Annotated in this window: 9 protein-coding genes; all 9 read left to right on the top strand. The window is 27.6% G+C overall.

Annotated features, from left to right (window positions below; translation table 11 throughout):
* Positions 1-3 precede the first annotated feature (3 nt).
* The 9 genes from HMPREF0216_RS10825 (at position 4) to fliB (ending at position 13,856) form a co-directional block, all read left to right on the top strand.
* Complete coding sequence (locus HMPREF0216_RS10825) at positions 4-1,587, top strand: hypothetical protein (RefSeq protein WP_005214136.1); 1,584 nt, start codon at positions 4-6, stop codon at positions 1,585-1,587.
* Between the two features lie 34 nt (positions 1,588-1,621).
* Positions 1,622-2,605: an AAA family ATPase gene (locus tag HMPREF0216_RS10820; RefSeq protein WP_005214135.1), complete on the top strand. Its 984-nt coding sequence runs from the start codon at positions 1,622-1,624 to the stop codon at positions 2,603-2,605.
* Between the two features lie 3 nt (positions 2,606-2,608).
* Complete coding sequence (locus HMPREF0216_RS10815) at positions 2,609-3,493, top strand: DUF58 domain-containing protein (RefSeq protein WP_005214134.1); 885 nt, start codon at positions 2,609-2,611, stop codon at positions 3,491-3,493.
* 12 nt (positions 3,494-3,505) lie between these two features.
* A complete protein-coding gene (locus HMPREF0216_RS10810; RefSeq protein ID WP_005214133.1) occupies positions 3,506-5,293 on the top strand; it encodes a vWA domain-containing protein in 1,788 nt (595 codons plus the stop codon).
* 13 nt (positions 5,294-5,306) lie between these two features.
* On the top strand, positions 5,307-8,108 hold the full coding sequence (locus tag HMPREF0216_RS10805; RefSeq protein ID WP_040419702.1) for a VWA domain-containing protein: 2,802 nt from the start codon (positions 5,307-5,309) through the stop codon (positions 8,106-8,108).
* 227 nt (positions 8,109-8,335) lie between these two features.
* Positions 8,336-10,063 (top strand): ABC transporter ATP-binding protein, encoded by a 1,728-nt coding sequence (locus tag HMPREF0216_RS10800; RefSeq protein ID WP_040419700.1) that lies wholly within the window; start codon positions 8,336-8,338, stop codon positions 10,061-10,063.
* Positions 10,063-11,838, top strand: a complete 1,776-nt coding sequence (locus HMPREF0216_RS10795) for an ABC transporter ATP-binding protein (RefSeq protein ID WP_005214128.1) — start codon at positions 10,063-10,065, stop codon at positions 11,836-11,838. Before HMPREF0216_RS10800 ends, HMPREF0216_RS10795 begins: the two co-directional genes overlap by 1 nt.
* Positions 11,839-11,952: 114 nt before the next feature.
* Positions 11,953-12,573, top strand: a complete 621-nt coding sequence (locus HMPREF0216_RS10790) for a hypothetical protein (protein WP_040419698.1) — start codon at positions 11,953-11,955, stop codon at positions 12,571-12,573.
* Between the two features lie 125 nt (positions 12,574-12,698).
* A complete protein-coding gene (gene fliB, locus HMPREF0216_RS10785) occupies positions 12,699-13,856 on the top strand; it encodes a flagellin lysine-N-methylase (protein ID WP_005214125.1) in 1,158 nt (385 codons plus the stop codon).
* Positions 13,857-13,888 lie beyond the last annotated feature (32 nt).

The raw sequence follows: 13,888 nt of genomic DNA, 5'->3' as shown, positions 1-13,888 counted from the left end.
AATATGAATTCTTTAGATAAAGCTATTTTAGATTTTATAAATAAAGCATCTAAAAGAATTAAAGCAAACTTCTTAATAAATTTGAGCATAGTGGCATTAAAGATGCTACTATGCTTAATATTTAGCTTACTATTAATATCACTATTTATAACAATTCCATATGTAGAAGAAATTTCTTTAGGGATATTAGTGGTGGGATTAATAATTGCTTTAATATATGGAGTTATAAAGGCTCCAAACAAAGAGAAAGTTTCTTTAATTGTAGATTCAAAGGGATTAAATGAAAGGCTTATTACATCATTAGAGCTTATAAACTGTGAGGATAATATAGCAATAGCTCAAAAGAAGGATACAGTAGATAAAATTAAAAACTTTAATATTAAAAAGAATTTAAGAATTAGTATAGATAAAAAACAAGTATTATTATCTTTAGGGCTTATATTAATGTGTATTTTAGTTATGTTTGTGCCAACAGCATCAAGAAAAAATGCAAAAAATATAAGAGAATTTAATAAAATGCAAAATGCAATAATAGAAAAAGTTGAAAAAGAAAAGAATGAAATAGAAAAATCAGAGGATTTATCAGATATAGAAAAAGAAGAGATTAAAAAGATTCTAGAAGAGGCAGAAAAAGAATTAAAAGAAAGTGAAAAGCAGTCTGAAATAAATAAAACCTTAGAGAGATTAGAAAAGAAGCTGGAAGATAAAAAGGAAAAATTATCTTCAGATAAAGCAAAGGAAACTTTAGAAAAAACTAAAAAAGACTTATTAGATGATTTCAACAAAGAAAAAGAGACTAATGCAAAAAAAGATGTTAATAAATTAGTAAATGAATTAATGAAAAAAGAAGAAAGTAAGGATTTAGGTGAAGCTATATTAAAGGGAGATGAAGAGGCAGTAAATAAAGAATTAAAAGAGCTAGAAAATAAATTATCAACAATGAGTAGTTCAGAATTAAGTGCTCTTTCAGAAGCTTTAAAAAATGCGGCTTTAGATATAAGTGATGAGGATTTACAAGAGGCATTAAAAAATGCTTCAAGTGCAGTTTTAGATAAAAATATTGATGCAGAAAGCTTATCACAGGCTATTACAAATTCAGTGAATAATAGTAATGGAACAAGTAATAATTCAAGTAATCAACAATCAAATAATAATCAAAGTCAAGGAAATAACCAAGGAAGTGGTTCAGGACAAGGACAAGGAAGTGGATCTGGCCAAGGTTCTGGAGCTGGTCAAGGGCAAGGATCGGGAAGTGGATCAGGAAGTGGCGGTGGCCAAGGAGGAGCAGGTTGGAATACTGGTAGTACAACTGGGCATGAAAATGATTTAGAAAACAATCCAGGAGAACAAATATATATTCCAGGAAGAAATGAAGGTAGTGATAATAACCTTACTGGAAATAAAAATGAAGATGGAAATTCGCAGCAAATAGAAACTGAAAATGGCCTTAATATAAGCGGTGAAAAGGTAGATTATGATAAGGTAATTGGTGATTATAGCAATAGTGCTTTAGAAGGCGCTAATAATAGTAATTTACCACAAAGTTTAAAAGATTTAATTAAGAATTATTTTGAAGGATTAAATTAAAATGATATGTTGGAGTATATAAGAGGTGAACATTATGGAAATAAATGAACAATCAATAATAAAAGTTGCAGAAAAAATAAAGAGATGTGAAGAGGAAATAAGCAAGGGTATAATAGGTCAAAAGGATATTATAAGAAATGTTTTAATAGCAATATTTGCAGAAGGAAATGTGCTATTAGAAGGTATGCCAGGAATGGGTAAAACTCAATTAGTTAAAACAATAGGAAAAGTCTTAAATTTAGATTTTTCAAGAATACAGTTTACACCAGATTTAATGCCAGCAGATGTAGTTGGAACTAATATTGTAGTAAAGGAAAATGATAATACAGTATTTAGATTTGAAAAAGGGCCTGTATTTACAAATCTTTTACTAGCAGATGAAATTAATAGAGCAACACCTAAAACTCAATCAGCACTTTTAGAAGCAATGGGGGAAAAAACAGTAACTGTAGGTAAAAAGACTTATGAAATGCCAAAGCCATTTATGGTGCTTGCAACTCAAAATCCAATAGAGCAGGAAGGAACATACCCTCTTCCAGAAGCACAAATTGATAGATTTTTATTTAAGCTTAATGTAGAATTTCCTAGTTTAGATGAACTAAAGGAAATTATGGATTTAACTTTAACTAATAATAAAGTTAATTTAGAAAATGTATTAGAAGGAAATGAAATATTAGAGCTTAGAGATATTATTAAAGAAGTTAAAATTGCAGAGCCAGTTAAGGAATATGCATTAAAGCTAATACTTGCAACACATCCAGAAATAGAAGCTGGAGCACAAATAGCTAAGGAGTATTTAGAAGCAGGAGCTAGTCCAAGAGCAGCACAAGGAATTATTGCAGGTGCAAAAGTTAGAGCTGTTATGGAAGGAAGATTTAATGTATCTTTTGATGATATAAAAGAACTTGCTTATCCAGTACTTAGACATAGATTGGTTTTAAACTTTGATGCAATAACAGAAGGATTAAATGAAGAAACTATTATTTCTAAAATATTAGAAGAGTTAAAGGTAGTGTAAAAAATGAGTGAAAAGATGTTTAATGAAGACTTCTTTAAAAAGCTTAATAAAATTAATATGTATATAAATTTCAAACTTAGTGGTGGTACTCAAGGTGGAAGAAAATCTAAAGCAAAAGGTGTATCTGTAGAGTTTTCAGATTATAGAGAATATGCACCAGGAGATGATTTTAGAAGAATAGATTGGAATGCTTATAGCAGGTTTGATAAATTTTTTATAAAAGTCTTTATGGAAGAAAGGGAAGGTGTATTTAACTTTTTTATTGATAAAAGTAAATCGATGGATTATGGAAAAGACAATAAAAAAAATACAGCTTTAAAAATAGTAGCAGCTTTAAGTTATATTGCTTTAAATAATTTAGATAGAGTTAATATAAGCACTATGAATGATGGTAGTTTAGAAAATATAAAAACAAGCACAGGAAATAGAGGCTTTCAAAAAATATTAATGGATTTAGAAAAGATAAAGTTTGATGGAACAACAGATTTAAGCTCTAGTATTAAGAAAAGACCTTTAAGTATGAGAGGGATATCCATAGTAGTATCGGATTTTTTAAATAATGAAGGGTTAGAAAGTTTAGAAGATGGACTAAAATATTTAGCATATAAGAAGCAAGAAATAATTTTAGTGCAGGTTTTGTGTGATGAAGAAATTAATCCGGATTTTAATAATGAAATTACACTTATAGATAGTGAAACAGGAGAAAATATAAAGCTTAGTGTAACACCAGCACTTATTAACGAATATAAAGAAACACTAAAAATTTATAATGAGAAAGTAGAAGCTTTAGCTAAAAAGTATGGTGGAAAGCTTATAAGTGTTAATTCATCTATGAATATAGAAGAAATAATATTAAGTGAATTTAGCAAGCGAAAAGTACTTTATTAGGGGGAGGATATTATGGGGTTTACTAATTTATGGCCGTTATTTTTGTTATTAACTATTCCTCCAGTAATAATGCTTTATATATTAAAGAGAAAGTATAAAGAAGAGGTAATATCTTCATCTTTATTATGGAAGGACGTTTATAAAAATACTAGAGCAAATACGCCATGGGAAAAGTTTAAAAAGAATATAATGCTATTATTACAAATTATAATAATATTATTTATAATTTTAGCTCTTATGAAACCTTTCTTGAACTTTGGTGGAAAGTCATACAAAAATATTATTATGGTAATAGATAATAGTGCTAGTATGAATACTTTATATGATGATAAAAGTAGGTTAGAGCAAGGTAAGGAATTGGCCAAGGAATACTTAAATGGTATTAAGGATGGTACTAATACCTATATAATTTCTTATGACAATACTTCAAACTTACTTTTAAATGGAGATTTTAATAAAGATAAGGCAAGAAGTATTATTGATAATATAATGCCAAGTTATGCAAGTGGTGATATTAGTGAGGTAACATCTTTTGTTAAAGCAATAGGAGAAGGTATTGGAGAAGAATATGAAGCTTTAATTTTTACAGATAAAGAAATATCACTTCAAGATATAAATGGAAAGATAATTTACTTAGCTAATAGTGGATTAAATGGTTCTATAGATAACATTTCTCATAAGTTTATAGAAGACAAGGTTAAGGTTATAGCTACTGTAACTAATAATGGAGATAGTGTATATGAAGGGGATTTTTCATTATATGAAGGAGATGAATTATCAAAAGTAGAAGCAGTAAACTTACAAGTAGGTGAAAGCATAACTTTATCTTTTGAACTTGATAATATAAATAGTGAATATTTAAAAGGTGAGTTATCAAGAAAAGATATACTAGTAGAAGATAACACCTATTATCATGTTATAAGTGAAAATAAGATAAATAAAGTATTATTAATAACAAAAGAAAATGTATTTTTAGAAAAAGCCTTTGGAGCAATTGAAAATACAGAAGTTTATAAAACAAATGATCCATCCAATATAACTAGTACAGATGATTATGATCTTTATGTATTTGATAATTTAATGCCAGAGAGCATCCCTACAAAAGGAAGTTTATTATTTATAAATCCTAGTTCTAATGAGCTTTTTAATGTTTTAAAAGGTGGAGAATTAGGTGAAGCTACAGCAGTTAAAGGTGAAGTTTCAACATATTTAGAAGGTACTCAATTTACTTTATCAAATTATAATATCATTGAAACTCCTTATTATGGTAAAAATATTTTAACTATAGATAATGATTCTATTGGATTTAAGGGTGAATTAAATGATAGAAAAATAGCAGCTTTATCATTTGATTTACATAATAGTGATTTTGCGCTTAAAAAAGAGTTTCCAATACTTATGTATGAGCTTGGGGAAGATTTAATTTCTACAGGTATGGTGTATAGTAGTAATTTTAAATCAGGGGAAAAAATAGTATTAAAATCATCAGATTATGAAAATGAAATAAAAGTAGTTTATCCAAATGGAGATATAGAAAACTTAAAAGCTGGTGAAGAAGTAAATAGTAGTAAATACTTAGGTGTATATAAGTTAAATCAAAATGAAACTAAAGAAAGCTTTGCTGTTAATTTTCCAAGCAAAAGTGAAAGTAATACTTCAGTTCAAACTATTGGAGAAAATGAAAATATAATAACTTCAAAAGGTCAGCTAAAAAGCGGAATTAATTTAGGGCCATTATTTATATTACTTGCAATGATAGTAGTGGCAATTGAATGGATATTATATAAGAAAGGTAATTAGGAGGAGATAAAAAGTGAAATTTTATATAGAAAACTTATATTTTTTAATTTTAATTCCAATAATTATCTCCTTTATGTACTACAGTATAAGAAAATTTAAAAATAGCAGTAAAAATGACTTTTTAATACTTATAAGTAGAATAATAATATTTACTCTTTTAACCTTATCTTTTGCCAATATAACAGTAAGTATTAAGGGGAAAAATATTTCTACAGTATTTTTATTAGATGTATCGGAAAGTATAAGTTCTTTTAAAAGTAGTGGAGAAAGCTTTATAAAAAGTGCTTTAGAAATAATGCCAAGGGGAAATAAAGCAGGAGTAATATTATTTGGAGATAATTCAAAAATAGATAAAATTATAGATAATAAGCAGTATAAGGGATTAAATGAAAGTCCTATAAATACGGCAACTAATATACAGTCAGTAGTTGAAAGTGCTATAACATTATTTGAAGATGGTACGTCAAAAAGAATAGTTCTTATAACTGATGGAGAAGAAAATAAAGGTGATATTTTAAAGTCTATTCCGCTAATTAATGCAGAAAATATAGATTTAAAGGTATATAAGGTAACAGGCCAAACAGGTAATGAAGTTTATGTAGACAATGTTACTGTGCCAGACAATATATCTGTAGGAGAAGAGTTTGCGGTACAAATAGACTTAGAATCAAATTATGAAACTTCAGCTAAGCTTACACTTTTTAGTGGAAGAGAAAAGGTTGGAGAGCAAGAAGTTCAAGTGAAAAAAGGAAGTAATTCCTTTGTTTTTAGGGATGTTCAAAATAGTGGGGGATTTAAAAGTTATAGAGTTACAGTAGAAGCAAATGGTGATACAAATAAGGTAAACAATGAATATAGTGCGTATACTAATGTAGTAGATAAACCTAATATTTTAATAATAAATGGAGTAAAAGGTGATGCTACTGCACTTGAAGAAATATTAAAAAATGGTGGAGCAAATATAAAAACTATTTATCCAGCTTCTTCTCCAAGTACTTTAAATGAACTTTTAGAATATAAAACTATAGTATTAAACAATGTTCATAAAGATGATTTAACTACTGGGTTTATGAATAATATAGAAAGCTATGTTAAGGAATATGGTGGTGGAGTTGTAACTTTTGGTGGAGAAGATGCTTACGCTCTTGGAGGGTATAAAGATACTTCCTTAGAAACTATACTTCCTGTAAACATGGATAAGAAAGGGAAAAACGAAGTTCCATCTATAAGTATTAACTTAATTATTGATAAGTCAGGAAGTATGAGTGCTGAAGGTGGAGGAGTAAGTAAGCTTACACTTGCAAAAGAAGCAGCAATGAAGGCTGTAGATAACTTAAGAGAAATAGATGATATATCAGTAATAGCCTTTGATGATACTTATGATGTAGTAGTACCTACTCAAAAGGTTACAGATAAAGATTATATAAAAGGGCTTATTTCAGGAATACAAATAAGAGGAGGTACATCAATATATCCAGCGCTAGAAAATGGATATAATCTTCAAAGAGAAAGTGATGCAAAAATAAAGCATACTATTCTTTTAACGGATGGACAAGATTCTGTACCTTATTCAACTTATGAAGTTCTTTTAAATAAGTTTAATGCAGATAATATAACTTTATCAACAGTAGCAGTAGGTGGAGATTCAAATCAAAGTTTATTAAGTGATTTAGCTGCAGCTGGACATGGAAGAAGCTATTACACTGATATCTTCACTGATATACCAAGAATATTTGCTCAAGAAGTATTATTATCGGCAGGAACTTATATAATAAATGAAGAATTTACACCAAGTATAGTAAGTAGTCATGAAGTTCTTGCAGGAGTTAAAACCTCAGAAGGAATTCCAAGTTTACTTGGATATATAGGAACATCATTAAAGGATGATGCTATTGAAATTTTAAGTTCTAATAGAGATGAGCCAATACTTGCAGTAAGACAATATGGAATAGGAAAAACTGTAAGCTTTACAAGTGATGTAGATGGAAGCTGGAGTAAAAACTATTTAAATTGGGAATATGGGCCACAATTAATAAAGAATATAGTTTATTATGCAATACCTTCTTATGGGGAAGAGGGACATTTATCAATTACTCAAGATGGTAATGAAGCTAAAGTGGAATTTTATAATGATAATATAACTTCTAATACAACTGTAACTGGAGTTTATAATGGTGAAGATGGTACAGAAGGAGAGTTTACGTTAACTCAAAGTGAGCCAGGAAAATTTGAAGCTAATATACCATTAAGTTCATTAGGATTTTATAACTTTAGTGTAAGAGAACAAGAAGGAAATAATATAAAGAGTACTTATAAAGGTGCATTTGCACTTAAATATTCAGATGAATACAAGTTTAATACCAATAGTATTAAATTAGATACATTAGTGAAAGAAACAAATGGAGCCTTTATAAATAAAGTTGAAGAAGTATTTACTAGTACTTTAGATAAGGAGTATAGAAAAATAAATTTAACTATTCCACTTATTATATTAGCATTAATACTATTTTTATTTGATATAGCTTATAGAAGACTAAACTTAGATTTTTCTAAGTTTATTAAAAATAAAGATAATAAAAATAAGAAAAAGAAACTTAAGAAAAAAGATAGTATTAGTGAAGAGTTAGCTATGGAAAAGGAAGTTAAAGTAGAAAACAAATATGAAAAAGTAGCTGATTTAAAAGAAGTAGCTAATGAAAGCAAGAAAGAGAAAAACACTAGATCAAAAAAAGAAAAGAAACAAGAAAAGCCAAAGGTTCAAGGTATTGATACTAATGCTTTACTTAAAAAGAAAAATGATAGAAATGGTATATAGATATTAGAAGAGTATAAGTCTTAAAATTGAAATTTAAATAAAAGAATCGGTAACTAAGGTTACTGATTCTTTTGCATTTGCAAAATTCGGGTTGCCCCGCAGGCGCGCTGCGGTTAAAAAAAAATTATTGATGCAAAATAAGATTAATGGTAAAATTAAAATCTTTATTGTAGTAAAATAAGGAAATTTGAAATGATACTAAATTTGAAAAAGGGAGGAAGATAAGATTGAATTTGATTTTAACGTATTTAAAAAGATATAAGGGATTTATATTATTAAATCTTTTAGGTGTACTTGGATTTGCCTTAGTTGAGCTTGGAATACCAACTATAATGGCAAATGTAATAGACAAGGGTATAGCTTATAATGATATAAGCTATATAAAGAAAATGGGAATAATAATTGTAGCTATATCAATCTTAGGTGTTATGGGAAGTATACTTTTAGGATATACTTCTGCAAAAATATCGACAAGTGTTGTAAGAGATATAAGAAATGATATTTTTAAAAAAGCACAAGCATTTTCTCATAGTGAGTATGATAAGTTTGGGATATCTTCAATGATTACAAGAACTACAAACGATGCATTTCAAGTTATGCAATTTACTAATACTATTTTAAGGATGGCAATGATATGTCCAGTAATGTTTGTTTTAAGTCTATTTATGATATTAAAGACAAATGTAAAGTTATCGTTAATACTAGTAGTTACATTACCATTAATAGTTTTAGGAGTATTTGCAATAGCAAAAACTTCTCATCCATGGTCTCAAACTCAACAAAAGAATTTAGATAAACTAAATAGAATTTCAAGGGAAAACTTAACTGGAATAAGAGTTATAAGAGCCTTTGGTAATGATAATTATGAAGCTGAAAGATTTAATAAGGCAAATAATGAATATGCAGTTATCTCAAAAAAGCTATTTAAGTTAATGTCAATTGCTCAGCCAAGTTTTTTCTTATTTCTAAATTTAGCTATAATAGTTTTATTTTGGATTGCAAGTAAAATGATTAATATAGGTACATTGCAAGTTGGACAATTAGTAGCATTTATTGAATATTTATTCCATGCTATGTTTTCTTTAATGTTATTTTCAAATGTCTTTGTTATGTATCCAAGAGCACAGGTTTCTGCAGAAAGAATACAAGAAGTTTTAGATTCTGAAATATTAATAAAAAATCCAGCAAATGGAGTTACTGAAACTAATAATGAAGGTACTTTAGAGTTTAATAATGTTACATTTACTTATCCAGATGGAGAAGAGCCTGTAATAAAAAATGTTTCTTTTAAAGCTAAAAAAGGAGAAACTATAGCATTTATAGGAAGTACAGGTAGTGGTAAATCAACTCTAATAAATCTTATTCCAAGATTTTATGATGTTACAGAAGGTAACATAAAGATAGATGGAGTAGATGTAAGAGATTTTGATATTAAAGCGCTTCGTAAAAAAATAGGATTTATAAGACAAAAAACACTTTTATTTAAAGGAAGTATAAAAAGTAATATTAAGTTTGGAAAACCACATGCAACTCATAACGAAGTAGTTGAAAGTTCAAAAGTTGCGCAAGCTTATGATTTTATTACAAAGAAAGAAAAGAAGTTTGATGAGCCAATAGGTGAAGGTGGATCAAATGTTTCTGGTGGACAAAAGCAAAGATTATCAATAGCAAGAGCTTTAGTTAGAAAGCCAGAAATATATATATTTGATGATAGCTTTTCAGCTCTTGATTTTAAAACAGATGCTATTTTAAGAGCAACATTAAAAAAGGAAACAACTAGTTCAATTGTATTAATTGTGGCACAAAGAATAGGTTCTATTATGGATGCAGATAAAATTATAGTTCTGAATGAAGGTGAAGTTGTTGGAGCTGGCAAACATAAAGAATTATTAAAAACATGTCCAATATATAAAGAAATAGCATTATCACAACTTACAGAGGAGGAATTGGCATAATGAAAAAGATTTTAAATTCAATGAAAAAAATTACTCCTTTTGTTAAGCCTTATAAAATAGGATTTATTACAGCTATATTATTAATTATTATAGCTGCAGTGTTTACAGCACTTGCACCATCAGTAGAAGGACTTATAATAACTCAGCTTACTAATGATTCTTTTGACTTAATAAAAGGAATTGAAGGAGCTACAGTTAATTTTAAATATATAATAAAAGTATTAGTAGTATTATTTTGTGTATATTTAGGAAATACACTTGCAACTTATGGTTCAAGCTTTTTATTAACTAATGCTATTCAAAATAGTATGAGAGATTTAAGAAATTCAGTGCAAAATAAAATTAGAAAACTTCCAGTTAGTTATTTTGATAGTAATAGTTATGGTGATGTATTAAGTAGAATTACTAATGATATAGATACTATTTCAAATGCACTTCAACAAAGTTTAAGCCAAGTTGTAAATTCTATATTATCAGTTGTTTTAGCACTTACAATGATGTTTATCATAAATTTTAAAATGGCATTAGTAGCAATGCTTATAATTCCACTTAGCTTTATAGTATCAAAAATAGTAGTAAGCAAATCACAAGGATATTTTAAAGCACAACAAGATGCTTTAGGTAAATTAAATGGAACTGTTCAAGAAATGTTTACTGGATTTAATGAAATAAAGCTATATGGAAAAGAAGATGATGCAGTTGAAGAATTTATTGACATTAATAATAAGCTTCAAAAAGCTGGATTTAAAGCACAATTTATATCAAGTACAATGGGGCCTTTAGTATCATTAGTTTGTTATCTAGGAATAGCAGCAGTAGGTATAATGGGGGCTATAATATCAATTGGAGGAGGAATTACTGTTGGTAATCTTCAAGCATTTATAAGATATATATGGCAAATAAATCAGCCTTTATCTCAAGTAACACAATTATCTTCAGCTATACAATCAGCTTTTGCAGCAGTAGATAGAGTATTTGAATTCTTAGAAGAGGAAGAACAAAGCGCAGATAAGAGTGATTCTGTTAAATTAGAAAATCCAAAAGGAAATGTTTCATTTGAACATGTACGATTTGGATATAGTGATGATAAAATCTTAATTCATGATTTAAATGCAGAAGTTAAGGCTGGTCAAATGGTAGCTATAGTTGGGCCTACAGGAGCAGGTAAAACTACATTAATAAATTTATTAATGAGATTTTATGAGCTTAAAGGTGGAGCAATTAAAATAGATGGAGTAGATATAAGAGATATGACACGTGAGGATTTACGTAGTATGTTTGGTATGGTACTTCAAGATACATGGCTATTTAATGGAACTATAGAAAATAACATAAAGTACGGTAGGTTTGAAGCTACAAAGGAAGAAGTAGTGGAAGCTGCTAAAATAGCTAATGTACATCATTTTATTAAAACTCTTCCTGATGGATATAATATGTTTTTAAATGAAGAGGCATCTAATATATCTCAAGGTGAAAAGCAACTTTTAACTATAGCAAGAGCTATAATTTCTGATCCTGCAATATTAATATTAGATGAAGCAACAAGTTCAGTAGATACAAGAATAGAACTTATGCTACAAAAAGCTATGCAAAATATAATGAAAGGAAGAACAAGCTTCGTTATAGCTCATAGATTATCTACTATAAAAAGTGCAGATTTAATATTAGTAATAAAAGATGGAAATATAATAGAACAAGGAAATCATAAAGAGTTAATGGCAAAAGGTGGATTCTATGAATCTCTATATAATAGCCAGTTTGCAGAGGATATTTAGATATATAATATTAGCCCATGTAGTAAAACTTCTACATGGGCTAATATTTTTGTAGGTGTCTTTTGTTCTGTTAAAATCATAAGATAGTGTATATTAATTTTGGAGGGCTATATTTTGGCTAAGAAGAAGAAAAAATGTAAAAATTATTGTAATAGATTTGATGATTATAGTGTTCCTCCATGTGCAAAGTTTTTGGGTAGTGTTAATCCATTAGTCAAGGATGGTAAAGTAGTTTATAGAAATATCAATAGATTATATTTATTTTTGAGTTATAATTACTCAAGACTTGCAACAGAAGAATATAATTATTTAAATCCACTAACATTTAATAATAAGGTTAATGGAAACTTACAAATAGATTTATATTGTTTTATTATAGGCTTATATATTAATGAGGTAGAGAAAGGAAATATTCAATATAACAGTAATATAAAAATTCATGATGATAAAAATGCAGATAAATTTATAAAAGAAATTATGGAAAATAATTATGAATTCAGCAGTTCATTCATTCCTTCATTGACTTATTTAATTTCAAATTCTAGTGCAGTTATTCCGTTTTATACTGGAGTTATAGATATAAGTATAACTAATTTTTATATTATTCTTATGCTAAGTAGATTTTATAGTGATTATGGATTGTTATTTTCTGATAATGCTTACATTACAAATGATTTTATTAATAGAACTCTTGCTAATATTTATGTTGAATTTAATTGTCCACCTAAAAGGTAATTAGAAAATGTAAAATAGATATAAGATTTAAAGAGAAATAATAAACTTGCCTCTATAATTAATAAATATTAAAATAAAGGCTGAAAGATATTTAGATGTAATAAACATAAGATGTGAGGTAGAAAATGAAAATACGAGTACCAGAATATTTTAAAGATTTTAAATGTATAGCATCAGAATGTGAAGATACATGTTGTGCTGGATGGGGAATTGTAATTGATGATGAAACATATAAAAAGTATCAAAAGGTAGAAGGGTGCTTTGGAGAAAGATTAAAAAATGAGATAGTAAATGAGGCTGGAGAAAATATATTTGTTTTAAAGGGAAATAACTGTCCTTTTTTAGCAGAAAATAAATTATGTGATATATATAAGGAGCTTGGAGAAGAGGGGTTATCGTATACTTGCAAACAATATCCAAGATATATGGAGGAGTTTGGCTCTTTAAGAGAAATAGGAATATCATTATCATGTCCTGAAGCTTGTAGAATAATTTTAAGAGATTCTAAAAAGGTAACTTTTGAATTAAGTGAAAATGATGAAGAAGTTAATAGATATAATGATATTAATGCTATGCTTTATATTGAGCTTATGCAATGCAGAAAAATAGTTATTGATATTCTTCAAAATAGAAGTATAGATTTAAATACAAGAGCTTCCATAGTTCTTAATTTTACTAAGGAAATTCAAGATAAAATAGATGAAAATGAAATAATAAGCATAAAAGCTATTAGAGAAAAATATTTAAAAGAAGATTATATAAGGGAAATCATAGATAGTTTAGAAGAATATAAAAATGATGAAACTACTAAATATAAGAATGTATATGAATATTTTAATGTATTTAAAAGCTTAAAACATATAACGCCTAATGATCCTCTTGGATTAGAAAATGCTTTAAGAATATTCTGGCAAAGTGAAGATGATAAGGAAATTTATTTATATAAACATAAGGCTTTTAATAAATATTATGAAGAAAATATGTATGAATTTGAGCATATTTTAGTATATTTCATATTTAGATATTTCATGAAGGCTGTTTTTGATTATGATGTATCTGCAAAAGTAAAAACTGCTATAGTAAGTTATTTAATGATTAAAGAATTATCTGTAGTAAGATTTACTGAAGAAGGTGATTTTACTAATGAAGATATGGTAGATATATCTCATACTTACTCTAAAGATATCGAACACTTAGAAGAAAATATAGAGTCATTAGCAGAGATTTTTGAAACTAATAATGTATTTACAATAAATGAAATAATAGCTGTATTAATGAATTAATTAATATTTTATAGAAGGATAAAATATGTATA

Origin of the sequence: Clostridium celatum DSM 1785, assembly GCF_000320405.1 — a bacterium.
Taxonomy (GTDB): domain Bacteria; phylum Bacillota; class Clostridia; order Clostridiales; family Clostridiaceae; genus Clostridium; species Clostridium celatum.
This window is presented reverse-complemented; position numbering and strand designations above follow the sequence as displayed.